Here is a 24,678-nt window from a genome sequence, read left to right as displayed (position 1 = left end):
CCGACATGTCCAACGCCAAGGCACTTTGGGACGTCCACATCATCGAATATGCCCGCTCGAAGGACCAGCCGTTGGCGAGCCTCGTGTTCGGCACCTTCGCCGAAGGCGTGATCGACGTGCCCTTCTCCTTCGTCCTGGCGAAGAATGGCGACAGGGCCGTGCTTGTCGACAGCGGCTTCATGCGCGAAGGCAGCGGCGAGCAGATGAGCATCAAGTTCGGCGTGCCCTACTGGATCTCACCCTTGCGCATGCTGGAGGAGATGGGCGTGACGCCCGACGACGTCACCGACATCGTGCTCAGCCACGCGCATTTCGACCATATGGGCTCGATCGGCAAGTTCCCGAAGGCGCGGCTCCACATCCAGAAGCGCGAGATCCTGAGCTGGATCGAGGCAATGGCCCTGCCGCCGCAATTCGGCTTCCTGACCGACATCATCAATCCCGACGACCTGCGCAGCGCCTTCGATGCTTCCGTCGAGCATCGGCTCAACCTGGTCGACGGCGACGTCGACAACCTCATCCCCGGCATCCATGTCCGGCTCGGCGAGGGCCACACGCTCGGGCAGCAGTTCATCGTCATCGACACGGAAAAGGGCAAGCGCCTGGTCTCGGGCGATTGCGTCTACTCCAGGCGCAATCTCTGCGGCCACAATCACAACGGCGTCTACGTGCCCCTCGGCAACGGCATCGGCAGCGTCTGGGACCAGCTCAAGACCATGGACCGCATCAACAAGGAGATCGAGGGTGATCTCAGCCGCCTGATCGTCCTGCACGACGGCGAGCGCTGGAAACACCTGCCGATCGTCAAGGAGATCGAGGGCTTCCGCATCCTCAAGGCGTCGTAAAAGGGCCTGCGTGCGAGTGGGAGCAAACTCGCCGATTGGGCGAGATGAGGCAAGAGAGGATGAGGCGCGTCATCAAAGTCCCTCGCCCCGTCTACGGGGAGAGGGGTCGCAACCGTCACGCCTCATTCTGAGCAGCCCCATCTCGCCCACCTGCATAAATCGGGCCGCCTCAGATTAACGGCGCCGTTCCCGATAATGTCCTAGGCACATTGAAGTAACCACCTTCCCTCAACCTGCCTTCTTACGCTGCCGTCAGGTTTCAAATATATACCAACTCCCGAAATCAGACCCCCAAAGGGAGCTTTGCATGACCCACCCTCGTATTCTCGTCGCCGCAGCCAGCGGCCAGCTCGGCCGCCTCGTCGTCGATGGTCTGCTCGAAAGCCTGCCTGCCTCGCAGATCGTCGCCGGCGTGCGCAATCCCGACGGCGATGCCGCCAAGGCTTTCGCGGCCAAGGGCGTCGAGGTGCGCAAGGTCGACTATGCCGATCCGGCCGGCCTCGCCGTCGCCTTCATCGGTATCGACAGACTGCTGCTGATCTCCTCCAACGCCGTCGGCCACCGTCTCAGCCAGCATAGCAATGCCATCGCGGCGGCGAAGCAGGCCGGCGTCAAGCTGATCGCCTATACCAGCATCCTGCATGCCGACACCACGCCGCTCGGCCTCGGCGATGAGCACAAGCAGACCGAGGCCGCCTTGCGGGAATCGGGCGTGCCCTTCGCGCTGCTGCGCAATGGCTGGTACACCGAGAACTACGCCGCCTCCATTGCCCCTGCCCTCGCCCATGGCGCCTTCCTCGGCGCCGCTGGCGATGGCCGCATTTCGACCGCCGCCCGCGCCGACTATGCCCGCGCCGCTGCCGCCGTGCTGACCTCGGACGAGGACCAAGGCGGACGCATCTACGAGCTGGCCGGGGACAACGGCTTCACGCTCGCCGAATTCGCCGCCGAGATCGCCAAGGTGTCCGGCAAGCCGGTGGTCTACAAGAATCTCAGCGAGCCGGAATTCAAGGCGGCGCTTGTCGGCGCCGGCCTGCCGGAAGGCTTTGCCGGCCTGCTGGCGGATTCCGATGCCGGCGCCGCCAAGGGCGCGCTGTTCGATGACAGCGGGCAACTGAGCAAGCTGACCGGCCGGCCGACGACGCCTTATGCGCAGACCATTGCGGCTGCGGTGAAGGGGTGAGGTATTCCTGGGATCGCAGGGCATCTTTGCCTGCTCTTGGAAGCGTTGGACTTACAGGAGAAGAAGAGACAGGCATCTCGCCTGCTCTTGGAAACGATGCGCTTTACGAGAGGGGAAGACCAGGCAAGGATGCCTGCGATCCCAGGGCGTCCTACCCGCTCGCCCTCGTCATCCCCAGCCTCGCCGCGCAGCCGATCGCCAGCGTGATCAGCACCAGCGTGAAGCCGGCCACGGCCGGCCAGGCGCCTTCGCTCCAGAACCAGCCGCCGGTGGAACCGGCGACGCTCGAGCCGAGGTAATAGGCGAGCATATAGAGTGAGGCGGCGTGCCCCTTGCTTGCGCCGCCGAGCCGGCCGACCCAGCCGCTCGCCACCGCATGGGCGGCGAAGAAGCCGCCGGTGAGCACGGCGATGCCGGCAATCATGCCCAGAAGGTGCGGCGTGAGCGTCAGACCTACGCCGGCGGCCATCAGCACCAGGCTGACGATCAGCATCGGCGCCCGGCCGAAACGGTCCGCTGCCGCCCCGCCGAGCGAGGACGAGGCGATGCCGAAGAGATAGACGGTGAAGATCAGCCCAGTCTGGGTCGGGCCGAGATCGAAGGGCGGCGCCATCAGTCGGAAGCCGGCATAGTTGTAGATGGTCACGAAGCTGCCCATGGCGCAGAAGGCGATGGCGAAGAGCATCGGTTTGGCGAAGGCCCGTGTCCCGCCGTCCCTGAAATGGGAGGCCCAGGCTCTGGCGTGGTAGGCGAGGTCGAAGCCCTTCTTCGGCGTGAAATGGCGCGACGGCGGCAGAAGCGCGATGAAGCCGAGCGCCAGCACCAGCCCCATCGCGCCGATGCCGCCGAGCGCGAAGCGCCAGGAGAAGAATTCCGCGAGGAAGCCCGTCATCACCCGGCCGGCCATGCCGCCAAAGGCCGTGCCGGCGATATAGAGCCCCATGGCGAAGCCGAGACCGCGCGGCTCGATCTCCTCGGCGAGATAGGCGATGGCAACCGCCGGCACCCCGCCGAGCGCCAGGCCTTCCAGCGCCCGGATGACGAGGATGGCATGCCAGGCCGGCGTGATGGCGGCGGCAATGTTGAGGAGGCTGGCAAGACCGATCGAGGCAAACATCAATTCGCGCCGGCCGAGGCTTTCGGACACCGCCGCTGCGGCAAAGATGGCGAGCGCCAGCAGGCCGGTCGTCAGCGACAGCGCGAGCGAACTTTGCGCTGCGCCGATCTCGAAATTCGCGGCCAGCAGCGGCAGCAAAGGCTGCACGCAATAGATCAGCGAGAAGGTGGCGAAGCCCGCCAGGAAGAGGCCGAAGCTGATCCTGCGATAGGCGGCCGAACCTCTGACGACATGGGGAACGGGTTCGGTGGAAGCGGAGGCGACAGACATGCCGAAGGGGTCGGACGATCGCCGCGTCGTGTCAAGCGGGCGTGCCGCCGCGGTGGCGTCATTCCGGGTGACTGTATTCTCACAAGCCTTGCTTGTGAGGACACGGCCGGAATGACGACGTGCCCCTCATCTGACCCGATTCCGCTCCCGATCACGAAACTGCGACATCGGGAAACGATAAAATCGATTCCCGCCCATACGGGACGGGTTGTTCCCCCGCCTCAAAGCGGCCATGGTAAGAGCGAATGATTTGCGACTGCGTCGCCTCGTGGAGGCGAACGGATGATTCGGAGTTTTCCCAACAGTGGCCTTGTCTTCTCGCGCGCCTCTTTCCGCTGCCCTCGTGGCGTTCCTGGTCTCGACCGCCGCCGTTGCGCCGGCCTTCGCGGCCAAATCCGCCGAGGCCCCGTTCCGGCCGACCACGGCCTCCGGCAGCCTGCTGGCGGGGCGCCTTGCCGCCAATCTGCGCGATGACGACAATGCCGCCGCCTTCTACGCCCAGGCTCTGCGGAGCGGCCTGTTCAAGGACGACCAGGCGCGGCAGGAACTGACCAACCGCACCTTCATCGCGCTCTTGACCTCCGGCGAGATGGACAAGGCGGTGATGTTCGCCAACCGGGTGATCGCCATCGACAAGAAGAACGCGATCGCCCATCTGGTGCTCGGCATACGCGCCCTGAAGGCGCACAACTACAACGCGGCCCGCACCGAGCTTGCCTTCACCCTCGACAAGCCGATCCTGCAGCTCGCCACGCCCCTGATCTCGACCTGGACCTATGCCGGTGCCGGCCAGACCAAGAAGGGCGTCTCCGCCACGGACGACATCTCGTCCAATGACGGTTTCTCCACCTTCAAGAATTTCTCGGCCGGCATGATGCTCGACCTCGCCGGCCAGCATGAGGAGGCCATCGCCCGCCTCAAGGACGCGCATGAGCGCGATTCCAATGCCGTGTCGGTGATGGACGCCTATGCGCGCGCGCTGGTGCGCGGCGGCAAGAAGGATGAGGCGCTCGCCGTCCTCAACGACTATGCCGCCAAGGTGCCGCGCCAGCCCATCGTCGCCAGCCTGATCTCCGACATTCAGGCCGGCAAGCGCATCGGCCCGGCGGTGAACTCGGCCCAACAGGGCTCCGCCGATATCCTGATCTCGGTCGCCGCCGGCATCGCCAAGCAGGGCGGGGCCGACTATGCCGTGGTGTTCTATCGCCTGGCGCTCTATCTCGACGGCAACAACCCCAACGCGCTGATCGGCCTCGCCGAACTCTACAGCGACCTCAAGCAGGCCGAGATCGCCCAGCAGCTGTTCCAGGCGGTGCCGCCGTCCTCCCCGCTCAAGCGCAATGCCGAGATCGAGCTGGCCTCGACGCTGGACGAACTCGACAAGACGGATGAAGGCGTGGCGCATCTGAAGAAGATCATCGCCGCCAATCCCAAGGACCTCGACGCCATCATCTCGCTCGGCGGCATCTACCAGACGCGCAAGCGCTGGGACGAAGCGGCAGCGGCGTTCTCGCAGGCCATCGATGTGATCGGCACGCCTGGCCGCAACGACTGGTCGACCTTCTATTATCGCGGCATCGCCTACGAGCGCACCAAGCAGTGGCCCAAGGCCGAAGCCGACTTCAAGAAGGCGCTGGAGCTCTTCCCGGACCAGCCTTCGGTGCTGAACTATCTCGGCTATTCCTGGATCGACCAGGGTGCCCACCTCCAGGAGGGCATGGACATGATCAAGAAAGCCGTCGATCAGCGTCCCGATGACGGCTACATCGTCGACAGCCTCGGCTGGGCCAATTACAAGATCGGCCAGTATGACGAGGCGGTGGAGCAGCTGGAACGGGCGGTTTCGCTCAAGCCCAGCGATCCCACCATCAACGACCATCTCGGCGATGCCTATTGGAAGGCCGGCCGCAAGCTGGAAGCGACCTTCCAGTGGCGCCATGCCCTCGATTCCAAGCCCGAGGCGGACGAGAAGGCCGAACTCGAGCTCAAGATGAAGCAGGGCATGAAGGACACGGCCTCGGCCGATGCCAGCAAGGCTGCCGATGTGGCGCCCAAGCCCACCGAGCAGCCCAAGCCCGCCGTGGAGACGCCGACCCCCGTCAATGCTCCCAAGCCGGCGGATGCCCCCAAGCCGGTGGATCCACCCAAGCCCGCCGACGCGCCGAAGCCGGCCGATACGCCCAAGCCCGCTGCTCCCGGCAGCGGTGGCTAGGGCCATCTTCGGACATTGATTCATGCGCCTCAATGAGCATGCGCGCGCCAAGGTCAACCTGACCCTGGCCGTGCTTGGGCGTCGCGCCGACGGCTACCATGTTCTGGACAGCCTGGTCGCCTTCGCCGATGTCGCCGACAGCCTCAGCCTGGAAGTGGGGCCGGACCTGTCGCTGGAGGTGAGCGGCCCGCGGGCGGAGGGGGCCGGCGCGCTGGCCGACAATCTCGTCCTCAAGGCGGCGAACGCGCTGGCGAGCCGTTTTCCCGGCTTGGTTCTCGGCCATTTCCACCTCATGAAGGCGCTGCCGGCGGCGGCCGGGCTCGGCGGCGGCTCTTCGGACGCGGCTGCGGCGCTGCGCCTGCTCGCCCGCGCCAACAAGCTCGCTCTGACGCATGATGCCGTGGTGGAGGCCGCCCGGGCCACCGGCTCCGACGTTCCCGTCTGCCTGGAAGCCAGGAGCCGCTGGATGCGCGGCGCCGGCGAGATACTGTCCGAACCGGTGGCTCTGCCGCCTTTGCCGGCGCTGCTGGTCAATCCGGGCGTCGCCACGCCCACCGCCGAGGTCTTCCGCGCCCTCGCCTTCGAGCCCGGTCATGTCGCCCCCTATGACGAGATGCTGCCGCGCTGCATCGGCCTTGCCGGCAAGCCCGCCAGCCTGGTCGACTTCATCGCCTCCGGCCGCAACGACCTGCAGCCGCCGGCCATCGCCCTGCGCCCGGTGATAGGGGAAGCGATCGAAGCGGTCGGCCAGCAGCCCGGCTGCCGCCTCGCCCGCATGTCCGGCTCAGGCGCCACGGTGTTCGGCCTGTTCGACACGCGCGAGGCCGCCAAAATCGCCGCCGAGGCGCTGAGGCCGTTCAAGCCAGGCTGGTGGATCGTGGAGACCTCGATTGGGTAGGGGGCACATTTGGTGTGCCGATCTCCAGATCGGCATGGAACCGCCTCGCTTACGGCAAGAGTGCCGACCTGGAGGTCGGCACACCGATCGCGCCTCTTCCGACGAACGTGCCGTTTCCAGGAGCGGACGAGACGTCCGCGCTCCCGGCATTGCATCCTCTCCCCCAATCGGGCAAAGGTCCGGCCCGGCTAATCTCTGCAGGCGGTAACGATGAACATTCTTCTGATCGGATCGGGCGGGCGCGAGCATGCCCTGGCCTGGGCGATAGCGGCGAGCGCGGAATGCGACAGGCTCTATGCCGCGCCCGGCAATCCCGGCATGGAAGAATGCGCCATCTGTACCGCCATCGACATCACCGACCACCAGGCCGTGATCGCCTTCTCCCAGGAGAACGACATCGATTTCGTGGTCGTCGGCCCCGAGGCCCCTCTGGTTGCCGGCCTGGTGGACGATCTCGCCAAGGCCGGCATCAAGGCCTTCGGGCCGAGCAAGGCCGCCGCGGCCCTCGAAGGCTCCAAAGGCTACACCAAGGACCTTTGCCGTGAATTCGGCATCCCTACCGGCGCCTATCAGCGCTTCACCGAGGCGGACGCCGCGAAGGCCTATGTCCGCGAGCAGGGCGCGCCGATCGTGGTGAAGGCCGATGGCCTGGCCGCCGGCAAGGGCGTGGTGGTGGCGATGAGCCTCGACGACGCCCTCGCCGCCATCGACGCCATCTTTGCGGGCAGCGTGGGCGAGGCCGGTCATGAAGTGGTGATCGAGGCCTATCTCGAGGGCGAGGAGGCGAGCTTCTTTGCCCTCTGCGACGGCGCCACCGCCATTCCGCTGATCTCGGCGCAGGATCACAAGCGCGCCTTCGACGGCGACAAGGGCCCGAACACCGGCGGCATGGGCGCCTATTCCCCGGCTCCGATCATGACGCCGGAGATGGAGGCGCGCGTGATGGAAACCATCATCCGCCCCACGGTCCGCGCTATGGCCGCACGCGGCACGCCCTTCAAGGGGGTGTTGTTTGCCGGCTTAATGATTACCAAGGACGGCCCGGAGCTGATCGAATACAATGTGCGCTTCGGCGATCCGGAGACGCAGGTGATCATGCCGCGCCTGCGCTCGGATCTCCTGCCCGCCCTGCTCGCCTCGGCAGACGGCCTGCTCTCCACCATCTCGCTGCGCTGGAAGCCCGACACGGCGCTCTGCGTGGTGATGGCGACGAAGGGCTATCCCGGCAGCTACCCGCGCGGCTCGGAGATCCGCGACCTCGCCAAGGCGGCCTCGCTCGACGACGTGCTGGTCTTCCACGCCGGCACGCGGCGCTCGGGCGACCGCATCCTCGCCAATGGCGGGCGCGTGCTCGGCATCACTGCCATCGGCAAGACGGTCAAGGAGGCGCAGGCCCGCGCCTATGAGGCGGTCGATCTCGTCGACTGGCCGGAAGGCTTCTGCCGCCGCGACATCGGCTGGCGCGCCATCAGAAAGGCCTGAGCGATGACCAAGACGGTGGCATTGGCTCTGGGTGGCGGCGGCGCGCGCGGCCTTGCCCATATCGCCATGCTGGAGGTCTTCGACGAACTGGGCGTCAAGCCGGTGGCGCTGGCCGGCACCTCGATGGGCGCGATCTATGCCGCCTCCTATGCCAGCGGCCTTTCGGCTCGCGAACTGCACGACTACACCCTCGCCACGCTGGCAGACCGCCGCGGCACGCGCAGCAAGCTGTTCGCCGCGCGTGTCGGCAGGCTCGCCGACCTGTTTTCGCCGCTGGGCAATCCCGTGTTGATCGACGGCGAGGCCTTCTGCGACGCCTTCCTGCCCGAGGGCGTGCCGCAGACCTTCGCGCAATGCCCGATACCGCTCACGGTGGTCGCCACCGATTACTACGCAAGGCGCGAAAAAGTCTTCACCAAGGGCCCGCTTCGCCCGGCCATCGCCGCCTCGATGGCGATCCCCGGCGCCATCCGCCCGGTGCGCATCGACGGGCAGGTGCTGGTCGACGGCGCCACCGTCAACCCGCTGCCGATCGACCATTTGGCCGGCAAGGCCGACATAATCGTCGGCGTCGACGTCAGCGGCGCGCCGGTGGTGCCCGGCGAGACCGACATGCCCGGCGCCTGGGAGGCGTTGTTCGGCGCGCTGCAGATCATGCAGGGCGCGATCGTGGATGCGAAGGCGGCGCAATACAGGCCGGACATCTTGATCCGCCCGAATGTCGGGAGCATCCGGGCACTGGACTTCGGGCGGTCGAGCGTGATCTTCAGGCTGGCCAAGCCGGCAAAGGAAGAGCTGAAGCGGAGGCTGGGGGAGTTATTGGAGTAAGGCGCGACAGGAGAGCCTCCCCCACAAAGCTGGGGGAGGTGGCCCGACGAAGTCGGGTCGGAGGGGGTGTGGCGGGCAGGGCCTCACCTCGCCGAAAGGGCGCAGCGGTTGTGCAATGGGCTCAGGGCGCGCCCTTTTCTGACCACACCCCACCCCTGCTCTGCGTACACAAATGTGTGCGCGACCTCCCCAGCTTCGTGGGGAGGGCCCGCGCCTCGCTCGGCTCGGTTACCGCAAGCGGCCCGCCGCCTCCTCATGAGACGTTCCGCCCCTTTCCACCCGCGCCTTCCCGGCTTATGTGAAGGACGCCGCTCCGTCCCCATCCGAAAGGTCCCGCCTTGGCTGCCTCGCCCCGTCTCATCCATGGCTTTCGCGAGATCGCCCCGGCCTATGACCTCCTGTTCTGCGATATCTGGGGTGTCATCCATAACGGCCATGCCGTGTTCCCCGGCGTCACCGAGGCGCTGAGCGCGTTTCGCAGGGGCGGCGGCACGGTGGTGCTGGTCTCCAACGCGCCGCGCCCCAACGGCGCCGTGGCCCCGCAGCTAGACCGCCTCGGCCTGCCGCGCGAGGCCTATGACGCCATCGTGACCTCGGGCGACGTCACCCGCTCCCACATCGCCGCCGTCGCCGACAAGAAGGTCTTCCATCTCGGCCCGGAGCGCGACCTGCCTCTCTATCAAGGGCTCGACATCCACTTCGCCCAGGCCGACGAGGCCGACGTGGTCGTCTGCACCGGCCTGTTCGACGACACCACCGAGACGCCCGACAATTACGGGCCGATGCTGCGCGCCTTCCTCGCCCGCCAGGTGCCGATGATCTGCGCCAATCCGGACCTGGTGGTCGATCGCGGCGGCATTATCATCTATTGCGCCGGCGCCATCGCCGAGGCCTATCGCGCCATCGGCGGCGAGGCGGCGATTTGCGGCAAACCCTTCCAGCCGATCTACGACGCCGCCTTCGAGACCGCCGCCGCCAGACGCGGCAGCCCGGTGGCGCATGGCCGCACCCTTGCTATCGGCGATTCCGTGCGCACCGACCTTGCCGGCGCCGCTGCCATCGGCTGCGGCGCGCTGTTCATCTCCGGCGGCATCCACGCGCTGGAAGCCGGCCATGGCGAGGGCGAGATCGACGCCGAGGCGCTGGCCGCCTTCCTTGCCGACAAGGGCGTCGTGCCGGATGCCGTGATGCCGCGCCTGATCTGGTGACCACGCCATGCCTTTCGAGCAGTTCTTCGATCCCGCCTCCCTGCCGGCCCATCTCCACAATGCGGCGGTGGCGATCGGTAATTTCGATGGTGTCCATCGTGGCCACAAGGCGGTGATCGATGCCGCCGAGGCCCTGGCAAAGGGCCCGCACAATGTCCCGCATGGCCCGCCCCGCCCGGCGATCGCGCTGAGCTTCGAGCCGCATCCGCGCGCCCTCTTCCGTCCGGACGAGCCGCTCTTCCGCCTGACGCCTCCCGCCCTGAAGGCGCTGCTCCTGGAGCGCTCCGGGCTCGACGCCCTCATCACCCTCACCTTCGACCGCGCGCTTGCCGGCATGACGGCCGAGGAGTTCCTCGAGGAACTGGTGGTGCGGCGCCTGGGCGCCAGCGCGGTGGCCGTGGGCTACGACTTCCATTTCGGCAAGGACCGGCGCGGCACGCCCGAATTCCTGGTGCAGCACGGCCGGGCGCTCGGCCTCGACATCGCCATCGTGGCCCCGACCCGCGAGACCGGCGAAGCCGTCTCCTCCTCCGCCATCCGCAAGGCGCTGGCGGCCGGCGAGATCGCCAGGGCCAACCGGCTGCTCGGCCATGAATGGTCGGTGCTCGGCCCGGTCATCCATGGCGAGAAGCGCGGCCGCGAGCTCGGCTTTCCCACCGCCAACATGGCGCTCGATCCGCAATGCGGCCTGCAGCATGGCATCTACGCCGTGCGCACCGTTATCGACGGCATCACTCGCTCCGGCGTCGCCAGCTTCGGCCGCCGCCCCACCTTCGACAACGGCCCGCCGCTGCTGGAGACCTATGTCTTCGACTTTGCGGGCGATCTCTATGGCAAGGTGATCGAGGTCGCCTTCGTCGGGCGCATCCGCGGCGAGGAGAAGTTCGATTCGATCGAGGCGCTGGTGGCGCGGATGAACGAGGACGCGCGGCTGGCGCGGGAGATGACCAGGGCGTGAGGCCGGCGGGCATCGGCCTTGACACATGTCAGGTCAAAGCTCCCCGGCTGGGCGAGATGAGGCGCTTTAGAATGTAGCGGGCCGGTTGCGCCCCCTCGCCCCGTTCTTACGGGGAGAGGATAGAGGTGAGGGGCAGCGCGACCCTTGCAGATTATTTTCTTAAATGTATCAAAGAGATATAGTGAAGCTAGGCACGCCGCTCAGATCACAGCGCATTAGAGAACGCTCATCTCAAAACTGAGCGCAGCCCCTCACCTCTATCCTCTCCCCGTAAGAACGGGGCGAGGGGGCGTAATCGGCCCGCCTCGTTCTGAAATGCCTCATCTCGCCCCGCCGTCGCCGACTGCCTCAGCCCCAAAACGCATATCACGCTCGATTTCACCAGCCGGTCTATAGGCTCCCGCGCACGGCGACGACCTTCCGTCTTCAGGCGGAAACCCACCGTTGCTGTACATGTTGGTGTCAACCTGCCTGGCGCAGCTCTTCGCGTCTCAGCAGCGACTTTCAGGAGAATTCTGCATGTCCTCTACCCCTGGAACCTCGGCTGCCGTCTGGATCGGCCGCGTCTTCTCCGGCCTCGTGGTCGTGGCCCTCCTCGCGGATGGCCTGGTGCAGCTCTTCGCCCCCGGCTTGACCAAGGCTGAAATGGAGGCCAGCGGTTTCCCGGCCAGCCAGGCCCTGCCGCTCGGCATCATCATGCTCACCTGCGCCATCCTCTACGCCATTCCTCGCACGGCCGTGCTCGGCGCGATCCTGGTGACGGGCTTCCTCGGCGGCGCCATCTGCACGCATTTCCGCCTCGGCGAACTCGGCTCGCCACCACAGCTCATCTGTCTCCTGCTCGGCGCGCTGACCTGGGGCGGCCTCTATCTGCGCGAAACCCGCCTGCGCGAATTGTTGCCGCTGGCGGCCTGACGGGGTTTCGCCAATCCCGGGCCCACGCTCAATTTGCTCGCATGCGCCTGACATCGCGCTGAGGCGGAGTGCCGAACAGGCGGCTGTACTCGCGATTGAATTGCGAGGCACTTTGATAGCCCACCTGCCCCCCGGCGTTACCGGCGTCAAGGTCCTGGTTGAGCATCAGCTGCCGTGCTTCCTGCAGGCGCAGTTGCTTCTGGAACTGCAATGGGCTGATGCCGGTGATGTTGCGGAAATGCTGCCGAAATGTAGACGGGCTCATGTGCGCGCGAGCGGCTAGTTCGTCAACATGCAGCGTCCGTGTGAAGTTCTGCTTGAGCCAGGCGACGGCCTTTGCAATCTGCTGGCTTGGCGACCCGCTGGCGACCAGGTGCTGCAATTGTGATCCATGTGGACCCGCCAACAGGCGGATGGTGATTTCCTGCTGTATCAGTGGCGCCAGCCGGGGAAGAAGTGCCGGCTCATCGAGCAGCCCGACCAGCCGGGCAAGGGCCTCGACGAGTGGCCCATCCAATGCTTCGATTGAGATCGGCCGATAGACGCCGCCCCTCGACGGCTGCGGCAATTCCATCTCGGACGCCATTTGCACAACGTGGCGACTGTCCAGCGTCAGCACGAGACCGAGAAACGGCTCGTGGAAACTAGCCCGCGCGACATGCGTAACGACCGGTAGATCGATGGTCGTCACCATGGATTGACCTGGACCGTAATCGATCACTGCATCCCCAAGCATCACCTGCTTCTCGCCCTGCACGACGACGCCCAAACCCAAGCCGTAAATGCAGTGCAAGGGTTTGGTGGGCGCGTTGCGGCGATGGAGTGTTAGAGCCGGAATGGCGGTGGTGTGATCTCCCTCGGTTTGGGCAATTTTGCCGATAGCACGAGCCAACAGGGAAATCGAGGAGTTTCCCGCAGGTCTGGAATCTAAGTATCTGTACATTAAGAGCCTCCTGGGTCTCTACAACAGATTCCAGCCTAACACCTCCAATGCCATGCAAACACCATTTCGACAATGAACCGTCGTTTCGGGCAATAAACTCGTTGAATCCGGTAAACGGCCCGGACGTTCTCCAGCGATATTGCACCATCGAAATCGCACCCGAAACAGAGAAAAATCACCATGAAGCACATCTCGATCGGAGGCCTTCAGGTCTCCCGCATAGGCCTCGGCGCCATGTCGATGTCCGGCTATTACAACGTCGGCATGGGTAGCGACGCGGAGTCCATCCGTACGATCCACCGCGCGCTCGATCTGGGCGTCACACATTTCGACACCGCCGAGATCTACGGTCCCTACATCAACGAGGAACTGGTCGGCCGAGCCATCAAGGGCCGCCGCGACCAAATTGTCCTGGCGACGAAATTCGGGCTCTTCTCGCACGCTGGCGGTGGCCCTGGCGTTCTCGACAGCAGTCCGGCGAACATTCGCGCAGCCGTCGACGGCTCTCTCAAACGGCTCGGCACCGACCATATCGACCTGTACTACCAGCACCGGGTGGACCCAAAGACTCCTATTGAGGATACAATTGGCACTCTGGTCGACCTGATCGCAGCGGGCAAGGTCCGATACATTGGTCTGTCCGAGGCTGGCCCCGCCACGATCCGCCGCGCGCACGCCGTGCATCCCGTCGCTGCGCTGCAGACCGAATACTCCCTTTGGACCCGTGACCCGGAGGCCGAGCTTCTGCCGCTGCTCCGCGAGCTGGGCATCGGTTTCGTTCCTTACTCACCGCTCGGCCATGGCTTCCTCACCGGCGAGATTCGCTCGCCCGAGCAACTCTCCGACGACGATTGGCGTAAGACCAACCCGCGCTTCAGCGGTGAAAACTTCCGGCGCAACTTGCGCATCGTCGATGAAGTCAAGGCGGTCGCTGCAGAAGTAAATGCAACACCCGCGCAGATCGCTCTGGCCTGGCTGCTCGCCCAAGGCGACGATATCGCCCCGATTCCCGGCACCAAGCGAGTGGCTCGCGTCGAGGAAAACATCGCGGCCGACCAGCTCCATCTAAGCGCCGAGCAGATAGAGCGGCTGAACAACCTCGCGCCAGCTGTCGGCGAGCGCCACGACGCTGGAAACATGGCGGTTATCGACCGCTGAACTCAAAACAGCCGGCCGGATTTGCTCCCCCGGCTCGCCTTGCCTCTTGGGCCTACGTCTTGGAGATCCTTCCTGCTCTGGAAGGCAACCGACAGGAGACGCCATGCCCGAGGCCCTGATGTTTGCCCCGAGTGGGGCGGCGCCCAACAATCCGCGCCTTCGCCGGGGGCGGCCTGACTGGGGTTTCGCCCCTGGGTCGGCAGCCTCGATCATCGCCGCATCGGCGAAGGGCGGAGCCGAACGCCATGCCGCGACGTCCGCGACTGGAATCCCCTCAGTCGGCAATTGAACGAATGACCCGCGCTGGGTTTCCGCCGACAAGAGTATTTGGGGGAACGTCCTTGGTGACGACGGAACCCGCTGCGACAACAGAGTTTTCGCCCACCGTCACGCCGCCGATGATCGTTGCGCCGGCGGCGATCCAGACGTTTCTTCCGATCACGATGGGCTTGGCGGTTACGAAGGCGCGCCGCTGGGAAGGTGCAAGGGGATGGCCGGACGTGATGATGCTCACATTCGGCCCGATCATCACGTCGTCGGCAATGTCGAGCCCGCCAAGGTCATAAAACGTGCAGTTCTGATTGACGAAGACATTGCGCCCGACACGGATATCGAGCCCACCGGTTGTGTAGAATGGTGGGATCAATAAAAAGCTGTCGTCCACCTTCTTGCCGATGAGATCGCTGAACAAGGCCCGGACTTCGTCCGCGTCGCTGAGGGTCAAACGATTGAGATTGGCGGTGATCGCCATCGCACGTTTGACGTTTGCCAGCATGGCCGCCGATTCCGGCGTTCTCCTGGCAATTATCTTGGTGCGGTCACGATCCGCCATTCGTTATTTTCCTCCGGTAGCGGTCGGCATATGAAGGCCGCGCCGAGACTCTGCCAGGCGGAACAAATGCCTCCTGCTCCTGTTCACGATGAGGAAACAGGAGGATTTTCCATGGCAATCGAGAATAGGGAATACGGCAACCTCATCGGCAGCGACAAGGTGGAAGGCACCGCCGTCTATGGTGCGGATGGCGAACGCATCGGCTCGATCGAGCGCGTGATGCTCGACAAGCGCAGCGGCCAGGTCTCCTACGCCGTGCTGGCCTTCGGCGGCTTCCTGGGCATCGGCCACGACCATTATCCGCTGTCGTGGAACACGCTGAAATACAATACCGATCTCGGCGGCTACCAGGTCGGCGTCACCGAGGACGAACTCACCCGCGCGCCCAAATATGCGGAGGAAGAGCAGTGGGACTGGAGCGATCCCGATCGCACCCGCCTGGTGGACGACTACTACAAGACGCCGGGCGGGCGTGGGCTGGGCGAGTATCCGAACGCGGGGGTCTAGCTCCCGCTCTCATGGGTGGAAAACGGCGGCGCCGGGCCTGAGACAGAAGTCAGGCCCGGTGCCGTATCTGTGATTCTTCCGCTGAAGAACGGGGCAGCCCCTGTCGCGGCAGCGCCGGCTCAATCACCATACCTTTCGGCCGCGAAGTCGATGCCGGCCTGCACTTCGCCGGCCTGCTGCTTGCCGATCCAGATCGGACGGAGCGAGACCAGCAGCGATCCGATGGCTTTCAATGGCGATTGGCGTAATGTGGAATTGAAGTTCCATCTGAGCATGGCGTCACTTCAAGGGCCTTCACCGATTTTCAAAAATGGAGTTTGTTCATGTCACAAGAGATTTATGAAGTTGTCGAGCATGATGGCGGATGGGCCTACAAGGCGGATGGCGTGTTCTCGGAGCCCTTCCCGACGCGGGACGCAGCCCATGCAGCGGCGGAGCGGGCCGCACGCGAGCAGCGTACGCCGGGGGAAGATGCGGAGATCGATTTCGAGGACACCAATGGCAAGTGGCACAAGGAGCACTCTTCCGGCGGCGACCGCCCGTCGACTAGAGTGAAAAACTGAGAGCAGCGATACCGCTCACCTGAGCGGCCGATAGCCAGCTAACAGACCTGACGTCATCTCCCGCCATACGTAGTTGCCTGAAGATCCGCACGGCAGGTCTCGCCGAACTCGCCGAGGAAGTTCATGCCGCCGTCGCGGGCGAGATGGCGCAGCTCGTGTAGTGTCCGGTTGGGTGCGAGGTAGGTGTCGACGATGACGTCCAGCACGCGCTCGGCAGCCTCCACCACTGTCCGCGAGGTCGTCAATCGCATTCTGCCAACGATCGCGTAGAGGAGCACGAGATCCGCCACGTCATCCTTCTCATGGCTCAGCGCGTCGCCATACAGGCGCGTTGCCTCGGTGATGAAGCTGTCGAAGAGTTGCTCCCGCCTGTTCCTTTCAACCTCGCGCCGCCTTTCGCGGAGTTGCGCGCTCTGCGTGAGCCAGGTCGTGCTGAATGACGCCAGCCCGCCAACGATCGCGCCCGCGAGACCGAAAAGCGCTGAAATATAGGCCGCGTCCATTTTCGCCTCCTGCATGCAAGGGCCGTTGCCGGTGGCGCCTGACCGACTACAGCCTCTGCTGACCCCGATTGCTCCGCTGCGGTTGACGCGGCAGTTTCAGCGACGAATTCTGCCCTGTCATTGGCATGGGATAGCATCGGGATGCGCGTGCTGGAAAGCGGCCCATGAATGCGATCCCCAGGCAGATCGGACGCCAGGCTTTCGGACTTGATCCGGCGGCAATTGGAGCATGATCGCTTCAGAATGAAGTGAATCGTCATTCCCCCGACCAAACCGTTCGGTTTGGTTGGGGAGCGACGCGAAGAGCCGGAATCCATGAACACAACCTTGGAAGGACAGTGTTCATGGATCCCGGGTCTCCTCCGTCGCCCGGGATGACGTCGCGTGCCATTCTGATCGGATATCGCTTCGGGTCGCTTGGAGCTGCGCTTGCGTACGGGCCTCGTACCCAACACCGTCAGGTTGGCTCCTGCCGCCCACCCACGCCATCACGGCAAATGTCCGGATTTGTGCCCAAGCGCACGCGTTGAGGGCGAAAACGGTCGGTTTCGAGGCTTTCTGGGGGATTTTCGTAACGCGGGGAACAGGAAGGCGGCGAGGCCGGGCCTATAGCTCTGGCGACGGCCGGGTGGTCAAGCAGGCCGTTGCATCAAACACTTCCTCCAGAAAGCGAGAATTCAGCTATGAGCAAGTCCATCAAGGCTTTGGTTGTCGTCGGTGCCCTCGCAATGGGTGCCCTGTTCCAGGGATCGGCCGCCATGGCCGGTGAGTTCACCGTGGTCAATCGCAACGACAATTTGGCGATCCAGAATGTCTGGTTCGCCCATGCCGGGGAGTCCGACCCCTGGAAGGCGGCGGATGTCGATGCGGCGATCGCGCCGAACTCGACGTCCGACTTCACCATTTCCGGCAACAACTGCCTGTTCGACATCAAGGTGCGCTTCAGCGACGATTACACCTCGACCTACGACAATGTGAATGTCTGCCGCGGCGACCGCGTCATCGCCAATTGAGGGCGGAGAGTGCGGCGGCGCTGCTCCAGGCAGCGCCGCCAATGTTCATGAAGGCAGCCACTTTTGCGTTTGCTCTTCGCGATGGTCCTGCAAGCGACGGGCGAGTCCGTAGACATGTCAGTGGAAATAGCCAATCCACCATGACCACCCGACCTATCGGGTCACGTGCTGACATCTTGCCGTGCGTTTTGCGGGCCGGTGCGATGGCGCCTGAACTCGGCAAGCCGGCCGGGCTCGGGCGCAATCCCCGCTTACGGAAACTTACTGCTGCGGCTGCGTGCTCTGATCGCTGCTCGGCTCCATGGCCGGCTTCTTCTTGGGCGCGGCCTTCTTCTTCATCGCCTTGTGCTTGACGGCAGCCTTGTGAGGCTTGGCTTTCTTCATCGGCGCCGCCGTAGCCGGGGCGGGCGTCGCCGTCGTGGCATCGGGGGTCGCCGGCGCGGGCGTCGTTTGCGCGGAAGCCGCGCCAATGCCGATTGTTGAAGCGGCCAGAATGGTGCTTGCCAGGATGATAGCAAGTTTTCTCATGGTCATCGTCTCCTTGGGTTCAGCCCCAGGGTGAACCTCGGAGAGATCCTGTGTCAATAATGTGACAGCAAGGCGGCAATTCCGAGGTTATCCAATTGCCATGTTAAATACGGGTCAATCCTGGACTCCATGACCGCCGACATGGTGGCAGCAATATCAGCGCTTTGCGACCCGAGCCCCTGGCATTCGAGCACTGATCCGTCCTGCCAACCCAACTGGCAGCGCTGCCTCTTGTGGATGGAGAGAACGAGGATCGTCTTTTTCATCGAAGAATGCGCCGGCGGCTGAACCCTCTATGCGACCTGGCGCCAGCATCGCCTCCGGGTGTTCGCCCCGGTGCGATGCTGGCGCCTCGCCATCTCAGGCCGCGTCGACCAGCACGAGTTCAGCATCCTCGAGCGCGGTCACATGCAGCACCGTCTCATCAGCGATCGCGGCGCCGTCGCGGGCATCGATGCGCACGCCGTTGATCTCGACGGCCCCCTTGGCCGGCACGAGATAGGCGTGGTTGCCGGCACCGAGCTCATAATCGGCGGTCTCGCCAGCCTTCAGCGTGGCGCCCAGGATGCGAGCGTCGGTGCGGATCGGCAGGGCGTCGGCATCCTCGGCAAAGCCGCTCGCCAGCGTGACGAAGCGGCCGGAGCGATCACCCTTCGGGAAGGGCTTGGCACCCCAGGCCGGCCTTGCGCCGCGCGATTTCGGCTCGATCCAGATCTGGAAGATGCGCGTCGTGCCGGGCTCGCGGTTATATTCGGAATGCCGTACGCCCGAACCGGCACTCATCACCTGCACGTCGCCGGCCTCGGTGCGTCCGGAATTGCCCATGCTGTCCTGATGGGTGATCGCGCCCTCGCGGACATAGGTGATGATCTCCATGTCGGCATGTGGATGCGGGGGAAAGCCGGTGCCGGAGGCGATGGTGTCGTCGTTCCACACCCGGATCGGCCCCCAGCCCATGCGCTTGCGGTCGTAATAATTGGCGAAGGAGAAATGGTGCTTGGCGTCGAGCCAGCCGTGATTGGCACCGCCGAGGCTGGCGAAGGGGCGACGATCGATCATGATAGGTCTCCGTGGTCAGCGTGATTGCTGCGTTGACGGAAACATGGCCCCGGTCGTACTTTGATGAAATAGAAACATTGTCATCTCATCGTTTCCAAAAATGACACGTCGCCTCCCTGACCTCGAAGCCTGGGCCATCTTCGCCAAGGTGGCGGAATTTGGTTCCTTCGCACGCGCCGCGCAGGAACTCGGCCTGTCGAACCCCACCGTCTCCAAGGCCATCGCCCGGCTGGAGGCGCGGCTCGGCATCGCGCTCATCTCGCGCACCTCGCGGCGGCTGTCGCTGACCGAAGGCGGCCGCGCTGCGCTGGAACGGGCGACACGCATCCTCCAGGAGGGCGAGGCGGTGGAGGACGAAGCCGCCGAGCAATCGGCCGTGCCGCGCGGGCGCGTGCGCCTCAGCGCGCCCCTCTCCTTCGGCATTGCCTACATGGCGGCCACCCTGCCCGGCTTCATGGCCGCCTATCCCGACGTGACGCTCGATGTCTCGCTGACCGACAGCCAGGTCGACCTCATCGCCGACGGCTTCGATCTCGCCCTGCGCATCGCCCGGCTGGAGGATTCCTCGCTCCTCGCCCGCCGGCTGTGCGCCGTGCGCCTGCTGCTGGTCGCCGCACCGGCCTATCTCGACGCGCAGGGACGCCCGACCCATCCGGCCGAGCTTCAGCGGCACCAGGCGCTGGCCTATACGAGAGCACCCTCGCCCGGCTCCTGGCGCTTCAGCCATCCCCAGTTCGGCGAGGAAGTCGTGCAGCCGCCGGTGCGGCTGTGGACCGACAATGCCGACATGCTCAACCCGGCGCTCGTGGCGGGACTGGGCCTCGCCATCCAGCCGGAATTCCTGGTCTGGCGCGAACTGCGCGCCGGCACGCTGGAAATCGCCATGCCGGACTGGACCTCGCCACCGCTGGCCCTGCACCTGATCATGCCGCCTTCGCCGCTACGGCCGCTGAGGGTGCAGGTGGTAATCGACTATCTGGCGGCTGCGCTGGCGGGGGCGCCGTGGGCGTGAGAAGGCAGTGCGAGCGTAAAGCTGCCTTGGCTCACACGGGCGATATGCTGCGAGAAAGTCTGTCCAACCTTCAATGCATCAGGCAATATAAGCGGAATATAGCGCTATTCCATTTTAAATATAACGCTTTACTCTAAAAGTAAGGATGATTCTGGTGATGGAAAAACGTAACATTCCAGGCGTCCACCGCTATGATGCGCCAGCGGGCGGATGGGGCGCGCTGCGGGCAACCGCCAAGGCCGTTGCCGAGCAGATGCATGTCGCCGAGGCGCCGCTGCTGCTGCTGCGCACGAACAAGCCGGATGGCTTTGACTGCCCCGGCTGCGCCTGGCCGGACAAGGAACATACCTCCACCTTCCAGTTCTGCGAGAACGGGGCCAAGGCCGTCACCTGGGAGGCGACGAAGAAACGCGTCACCCCCGAATTCTTCGCCGAGCACACGGTCGCGGAATTGCTCCAGCAGAGCGATTACGAGCTGGAGAACCACGGCCGCATCACCCACCCGATGGCCTACGATCCGGCGAGCGACACCTATAAGCCGGTCGAATGGGACGATGCATTCGCTCGGATCGGGGAGGTGTTGCGCGGCCTGCCGGATCCAGACATGGCGGAGTTCTACACCTCCGGCCGCGCTTCGAACGAGGCAGCGTTCCTGTTCAACATCTTCGCCCGCGAATTCGGTACCAATAATTTCCCCGACTGCTCCAACATGTGCCATGAGGCGACCAGTGTCGGCCTTCCGCAGGCGATCGGCATCGGTAAGGGCACCGTCTCGCTGGAGGACTTCGACCATTGCGACCTCATCATCGCGATGGGCCACAATCCCGGCACCAACCATCCTCGCATGATGGGCACGCTGCATGAATGTGCCCGGCGCGGCGTGCCGATCTTCGTCTTCAACCCGCTGAGGGAACGGGCGCTTGAGCGCTTCGCCGACCCGCAGAACCCCATCGAGATGGCGAGCTTCAGCGCCACCCCAATCGCCTCAACCTACCACCAGGTTAAGGTCGGCGGCGATGCGGCCGCTCTGAAGGGCATCATGAAGGCCGTCATCGCCCGCGCCGACGCAGGCGAGAACGTACTCGACCGCGACTTCATCGCCGCCCACACCAATGGATTCGATGCCTTCACCGAGGATCTGCGGCAGACGCCGTGGGCGGCAATCGAGGCCGCCAGCGGCTTGGCTCGCGGCGCGCTGGAGGTGGTGGCTGATGCCTATGTCCGATCGAACGCCACGATCGTCAGCTATGGCATGGGCGTTACACAGCATGAGAAAGGCACGCAAAATGTGCAGCAGATCGCGGCCCTGCTGTTGCTGCGCGGCAATTACGGCAAGCCTGGCGCAGGTATCTGCCCCCTGCGCGGTCATTCCAACGTGCAGGGCAACCGCACCGTCGGCATCACCGAAAAACCTGATCCGCTGATGTTCGCCAATGTAGAGAGAGCCTTTGGCTTCCGTCCGCCGTCGAACCACGGCCATGACGCGGTCAAGGCGATGCAGGCGATGGTGGATGGAAAGGCAAAGGTGCTGGTTTGCCTGGGCGGCAATTTCTCGGTCGCCATGCCCGACGCCGATCTGAGCTATCAGGGTATGCGCAACCTGGACCTGGCGGTTCATCTGAACACCAAGCTGAACCGCTCCCACCTTCTGATCGGCAAGGAAGCGATCATCCTGCCTGTCCTTGGCCGCACGGAGCGGGACGTGCAGGTGACCGGCGCGCAATCGATCACGGTCGAGGATTCGATGTCGATGGTGCACGCCTCCCGTGGCAAGCTGGAGCCGGCTTCGGAACACTTGCGCTCAGAACCTGCGATCATCGCCGGCATCGCCATGGCGACCCTGCCCGCCAGCAAGGTCGATTGGCAGGGTCTGATCGCCGATTACGACCGGATCCGCGACAAGATCGAGGCCGTGTACCCCGATTTCCGCGACTACAACACGCGCATCCGCCACCCAGGCGGCTTCCGTCTGCCGCTGGGTCCGACCGAGCGGGTTTGGCACACCAAGTCCGGCAAGGCAGAGTTCATCCCCTTCGCCGGGCTGGAGGAAGACCCGATGCTGGCCGGGACGGACGTGCTGAAGCTGACCACGCTGCGCAGCCATGACCAGTACAATACGACCGTCTATGGCCTCGATGACCGCTACCGTGGGGTGTTCGGCAGGCGCGACGTGTTGTTCATCAGCGAGCGGGATCTGGCGGCGCAGAACCTGGAGCACGGCGATCTGGTGGAGATCATCTCCGCCATCCCGGGCCAGGAGCACAAGCGCATCCGTCTGACGGCGATCGCGCATGACATCGCCCCGGGATCAATCGGTGCCTATTACCCCGAGGCCAACAATCTTTGCCCGCTGACCTACCAGGATCCTCAGAGCGGCACACCGTCATATAAGTCCTTGCCAGTAAGGCTCCGGAAGATTGCATAATCGTCCAACAGGGTTGCCGAGACGAGTGCCCGGCGGGGGACGCAACCGGGTTCGTTGGTCTCCGCCGTGGAGTCCCGAACTCAATTCTGAAAGTTGACGATCTTGGGATCGGAGCCCGCGACGAGGCAGCCCTGCTCGACGCCGGAAGGTCGCTGCGTGCGGGCGTCGCGATACGACCAATAGGTGAAATAGAGCGAGCCAGGTGTAGCAACAGCGAGGCGTTCGAGTTCCTGAAACGGCCCCGAGTTGATCACACCGAGCTGGGGGACAAGATTGATGTCGGTTCGCCCGCCCATGGTGTGTGGGATGGTATGCCCCCGATGATAGCGTTTTCCACCCACTGTATTCGTGAGCGGGTGGCCCTTCATCCTGGTTGCGATGATGGAACGCGGCGACACGTCCTTGCCTTTGCTGAGCCCCCACGCCGCGATCAGACGCTGGGCGGATATGTCGAACAGATAGGAAAAGCCTTCGTCTTGAGTTTCTACGACCTCGTAGTCACTGACGACGCGGCCATAGTCGTCAAGCCAAGCTTTGACAAGGCACGGAGCCAGCATTGAAGTCACGACGGCTTCGGTCAACGGCGGTCGCAAGTTTTTCAGGGTTGATGTGAGACCGGCATAAATCAGCATGAGCCCCTCCGGCAGGTCCGGTTGGGGCGTATCGTAAGGAAAAATCGCCATCTGGTCGAGAAAGCGGGCAGCCCTTGTTGCTCTGCGAGGCCGAATGCTGGATCGGGCGAGCTGGCGCCGTGTTATCAGGAAATGCGAGCCCGGCACCGCAAGGATGGTTGAACCAGACCTCGCGCGACGGAGGTCCCAATCCTCGTCACTCGGCCGCTTGCGTTTGTTCGGCCGCCTTCTCGAACCGGTTGGGCGGCCGCTTGAGGCCGAGATTTTCGCGCAGGGTCGCGCCTTCATACTCGGTGCGAAACAGGCCCCGGCGGCGCAGCTCGGGAAGCACCAGCTCGATGAAATCGTTGAGCCCGCCGGGTACGATCGGCGCCATCACATTGAAGCCATCGGCGCCATAGTTCACGAAGCGCTCCTCGAGCTGATCGGCGATCTGTTCCGGGGTCCCGACCAGCTGCCAATGGCCACGGGCGCCGGCTATGCGCAGATAGAGCTGGCGGATGGTGAGGTTTTCGCGGCGGGCAAGATCGATCAACAGCGCCTGGCGGCTCTTGCCGGCCTCCGACTCGAGCAGCGGCGGCAGCGGGCTGTCGACGGGATAGGTGCTCAACTCCTCCCCGCCTGCGAGGCCCGCCAGCAGGTCCAGGCCGACCACGGGCTGGACGAGATCCTGCAGCGCCTCGAACTTTTCGCGGGCCTCGGATTCGGTTCTGGCCACGACGGGAAAGACGCCGGGCATGATCTTCAGGTCGTCGGGCGAGCGACCATATTTGGCGAGCCGCCCCTTGACGTCGGCATAGAAGGCCGTCGCGTCCTCCAGGGTCAATTGCGCCGTGAAGATCACCTCCGCTGTCCGGGCCGCGAGCTCCTTGCCCGGATCCGAGGAACCGGCCTGAACCACGACCGGATGGCCCTGCGGCGTGCGCGGCGTGTTCAGGGGACCCCTGACGCGAAAATGCTTGCCCTTGTGGTCGAGGACATGAAGCTTGTCGGCATCGAAATAGCGCCCGTTCGTTCGGTCGCGGATGAAGGCATCGTCGGCCCAGCTATCCCAGAGCCCGATCACCACATCCGCGAATTCCTCCGCACGGTCATAGCGGTCGGCATGGAGGATCGGCGCGACATGGCCGAAATTATAGGCGGCATCGGGATCGGAGGAGGTGACGAGGTTCCAGCCCGCCCGTCCCCCGCTCAGATGATCGATCGAGGCAAATTGGCGGGCGAGATTATAGGGCTCCGTGTAGCTCGTGGAGGCGGTGGCAACGAGTCCGATCCGCTCGGTGACCAGCGCCAGGGCGGACAGCAAGGTCAGGGGTTCGAACAGCGAGACGCCGCTGTGGGCCTTGCGGCTGGCCGCCTCGATATTCCTGAGCCGGACGTCGACCCCGTCTGCGAAGAAGACGGTGTCGAATTTCGCGGCCTCCGCCAGGCGCGCGAAATCGGTGTAATGCTTGAGCTCATCCCCGGCCCAGGCCTCGGGATGGCGCCAGGCCGCAACATGATGGCCGGTGAAATAGAGAAAAGCCCCGAGCTTCAGCTGGCCCTTGCGCTTTGTCATGATGCGGAACTCCCCTTGAGGCGGCCTAT

At 64.6% G+C, this 24,678-nt stretch carries 25 protein-coding genes; 15 read left to right on the top strand and 10 right to left on the bottom strand.

The genetic code is table 11. The features are described 5' to 3' along the window. Positions 1-5: 5 nt before the first annotated feature. Both QQL24_RS35170 and QQL24_RS35165 read left to right on the top strand, forming a co-directional pair. The gene (locus QQL24_RS35170) at positions 6-845 is read left to right on the top strand and encodes an N-acyl homoserine lactonase family protein (RefSeq protein WP_284316984.1); all 840 of its coding nucleotides are present in this window, start codon (positions 6-8) and stop codon (positions 843-845) included. A 307-nt stretch (positions 846-1,152) separates the two neighbouring features. Continuing rightward, positions 1,153-2,028 (top strand): SDR family oxidoreductase, encoded by an 876-nt coding sequence (locus tag QQL24_RS35165; protein ID WP_284316983.1) that lies wholly within the window; start codon positions 1,153-1,155, stop codon positions 2,026-2,028. A gap of 151 nt (positions 2,029-2,179) precedes the next feature. Here the strand turns inward: QQL24_RS35165 and QQL24_RS35160 are convergent, their stop codons facing one another. Then, a complete protein-coding gene (locus tag QQL24_RS35160; protein WP_284316982.1) occupies positions 2,180-3,415 on the bottom strand; it encodes an MFS transporter in 1,236 nt (411 codons plus the stop codon). Between the two features lie 304 nt (positions 3,416-3,719). Between QQL24_RS35160 and QQL24_RS35155 the strand changes: the two genes are divergently transcribed. The 7 genes from QQL24_RS35155 to QQL24_RS35125 all read left to right on the top strand — a co-directional run bounded on the left by QQL24_RS35155 (position 3,720) and on the right by QQL24_RS35125 (position 11,916). Continuing rightward, positions 3,720-5,627 (top strand): tetratricopeptide repeat protein, encoded by a 1,908-nt coding sequence (locus QQL24_RS35155; protein ID WP_284316981.1) that lies wholly within the window; start codon positions 3,720-3,722, stop codon positions 5,625-5,627. Positions 5,628-5,649: 22 nt separating this feature from the next. Then, complete coding sequence (locus QQL24_RS35150) at positions 5,650-6,525, top strand: 4-(cytidine 5'-diphospho)-2-C-methyl-D-erythritol kinase (protein ID WP_284316980.1); 876 nt, start codon at positions 5,650-5,652, stop codon at positions 6,523-6,525. A gap of 210 nt (positions 6,526-6,735) precedes the next feature. After that, the gene (gene purD / locus QQL24_RS35145) at positions 6,736-8,007 is read left to right on the top strand and encodes a phosphoribosylamine--glycine ligase (RefSeq protein ID WP_284316979.1); all 1,272 of its coding nucleotides are present in this window, start codon (positions 6,736-6,738) and stop codon (positions 8,005-8,007) included. Positions 8,008-8,010: 3 nt separating this feature from the next. Continuing rightward, positions 8,011-8,835: a patatin-like phospholipase family protein gene (locus tag QQL24_RS35140; RefSeq protein ID WP_284316978.1), complete on the top strand. Its 825-nt coding sequence runs from the start codon at positions 8,011-8,013 to the stop codon at positions 8,833-8,835. A gap of 338 nt (positions 8,836-9,173) precedes the next feature. Next, entirely contained in the window at positions 9,174-10,043 is an 870-nt protein-coding gene (locus QQL24_RS35135; RefSeq protein ID WP_284316977.1) for a TIGR01459 family HAD-type hydrolase, read from the top strand. Between the two features lie 7 nt (positions 10,044-10,050). Then, a complete protein-coding gene (locus QQL24_RS35130; RefSeq protein WP_284316976.1) occupies positions 10,051-11,001 on the top strand; it encodes a bifunctional riboflavin kinase/FAD synthetase in 951 nt (316 codons plus the stop codon). Between the two features lie 519 nt (positions 11,002-11,520). Then, complete coding sequence (locus tag QQL24_RS35125) at positions 11,521-11,916, top strand: DoxX family protein (protein ID WP_284316975.1); 396 nt, start codon at positions 11,521-11,523, stop codon at positions 11,914-11,916. A 28-nt stretch (positions 11,917-11,944) separates the two neighbouring features. On the opposite strand, the gene QQL24_RS35120 is transcribed toward QQL24_RS35125, so the two are convergent. Continuing rightward, positions 11,945-12,859: an AraC family transcriptional regulator gene (locus QQL24_RS35120; protein ID WP_284316974.1), complete on the bottom strand. Its 915-nt coding sequence runs from the start codon at positions 12,857-12,859 to the stop codon at positions 11,945-11,947. 180 nt (positions 12,860-13,039) lie between these two features. Between QQL24_RS35120 and QQL24_RS35115 the strand changes: the two genes are divergently transcribed. Beyond that, positions 13,040-14,017, top strand: coding sequence for an aldo/keto reductase (locus QQL24_RS35115; RefSeq protein ID WP_284316973.1), 978 nt, complete (start codon positions 13,040-13,042; stop codon positions 14,015-14,017). A 274-nt stretch (positions 14,018-14,291) separates the two neighbouring features. On the opposite strand, the gene QQL24_RS35110 is transcribed toward QQL24_RS35115, so the two are convergent. Then, positions 14,292-14,849: a sugar O-acetyltransferase gene (locus QQL24_RS35110; RefSeq protein WP_284316972.1), complete on the bottom strand. Its 558-nt coding sequence runs from the start codon at positions 14,847-14,849 to the stop codon at positions 14,292-14,294. 111 nt (positions 14,850-14,960) lie between these two features. Here QQL24_RS35110 and QQL24_RS35105 point away from each other — a divergent pair, with 111 nt between their 5' ends. Further along, positions 14,961-15,356 (top strand): PRC-barrel domain-containing protein, encoded by a 396-nt coding sequence (locus tag QQL24_RS35105; RefSeq protein WP_284316971.1) that lies wholly within the window; start codon positions 14,961-14,963, stop codon positions 15,354-15,356. Positions 15,357-15,475: 119 nt separating this feature from the next. On the opposite strand, the gene QQL24_RS35100 is transcribed toward QQL24_RS35105, so the two are convergent. Continuing rightward, a complete protein-coding gene (locus tag QQL24_RS35100; protein WP_284316970.1) occupies positions 15,476-15,631 on the bottom strand; it encodes a hypothetical protein in 156 nt (51 codons plus the stop codon). Positions 15,632-15,679: 48 nt separating this feature from the next. Between QQL24_RS35100 and QQL24_RS35095 the strand changes: the two genes are divergently transcribed. Next, complete coding sequence (locus tag QQL24_RS35095; protein WP_284316969.1) at positions 15,680-15,919, top strand: DUF2188 domain-containing protein; 240 nt, start codon at positions 15,680-15,682, stop codon at positions 15,917-15,919. Between the two features lie 53 nt (positions 15,920-15,972). Here the strand turns inward: QQL24_RS35095 and QQL24_RS35090 are convergent, their stop codons facing one another. After that, entirely contained in the window at positions 15,973-16,422 is a 450-nt protein-coding gene (locus tag QQL24_RS35090) for a hypothetical protein (protein ID WP_284316968.1), read from the bottom strand. A 683-nt stretch (positions 16,423-17,105) separates the two neighbouring features. On the opposite strand from QQL24_RS35090, the gene QQL24_RS35085 reads away from it, so the two are divergent. Beyond that, entirely contained in the window at positions 17,106-17,435 is a 330-nt protein-coding gene (locus QQL24_RS35085; RefSeq protein WP_284316967.1) for a hypothetical protein, read from the top strand. 261 nt (positions 17,436-17,696) lie between these two features. On the opposite strand, the gene QQL24_RS35080 is transcribed toward QQL24_RS35085, so the two are convergent. The 3 genes from QQL24_RS35080 to QQL24_RS35070 all read right to left on the bottom strand — a co-directional run bounded on the left by QQL24_RS35080 (position 17,697) and on the right by QQL24_RS35070 (position 19,022). Beyond that, on the bottom strand, positions 17,697-17,963 hold the full coding sequence (locus QQL24_RS35080) for a hypothetical protein (RefSeq protein WP_284316966.1): 267 nt from the start codon (positions 17,961-17,963) through the stop codon (positions 17,697-17,699). A 53-nt stretch (positions 17,964-18,016) separates the two neighbouring features. Continuing rightward, entirely contained in the window at positions 18,017-18,229 is a 213-nt protein-coding gene (locus QQL24_RS35075) for a hypothetical protein (protein ID WP_284316965.1), read from the bottom strand. A 94-nt stretch (positions 18,230-18,323) separates the two neighbouring features. Then, entirely contained in the window at positions 18,324-19,022 is a 699-nt protein-coding gene (locus QQL24_RS35070; protein ID WP_284316964.1) for a pirin family protein, read from the bottom strand. 100 nt (positions 19,023-19,122) lie between these two features. Between QQL24_RS35070 and QQL24_RS35065 the strand changes: the two genes are divergently transcribed. Both QQL24_RS35065 and QQL24_RS35060 read left to right on the top strand, forming a co-directional pair. Next, a complete protein-coding gene (locus QQL24_RS35065; RefSeq protein WP_284316963.1) occupies positions 19,123-20,034 on the top strand; it encodes a LysR family transcriptional regulator in 912 nt (303 codons plus the stop codon). Between the two features lie 157 nt (positions 20,035-20,191). Then, entirely contained in the window at positions 20,192-22,459 is a 2,268-nt protein-coding gene (locus tag QQL24_RS35060) for an FdhF/YdeP family oxidoreductase (RefSeq protein ID WP_284316962.1), read from the top strand. Between the two features lie 80 nt (positions 22,460-22,539). Here QQL24_RS35060 and QQL24_RS35055 read toward each other — a convergent pair whose 3' ends face one another. Both QQL24_RS35055 and QQL24_RS35050 read right to left on the bottom strand, forming a co-directional pair. Next, complete coding sequence (locus QQL24_RS35055) at positions 22,540-23,091, bottom strand: DNA/RNA non-specific endonuclease (protein ID WP_284316961.1); 552 nt, start codon at positions 23,089-23,091, stop codon at positions 22,540-22,542. Between the two features lie 196 nt (positions 23,092-23,287). Next, positions 23,288-24,649 carry an LLM class flavin-dependent oxidoreductase gene (locus QQL24_RS35050; protein WP_284316960.1) on the bottom strand — a complete coding sequence of 454 codons (1,362 nt, stop codon included), beginning with the start codon at positions 24,647-24,649 and terminating at the stop codon, positions 23,288-23,290. Positions 24,650-24,678: the final 29 nt, after the last annotated feature.

It is taken from the genome of Labrys miyagiensis, assembly GCF_030160835.1.
In the GTDB taxonomy this organism is placed as follows: Bacteria; Pseudomonadota; Alphaproteobacteria; order Rhizobiales; family Labraceae; genus Labrys; species Labrys miyagiensis.
The sequence above is the reverse complement of the archived record's forward strand: the minus strand, read 5'-3'. Positions and strand labels throughout refer to the sequence as shown.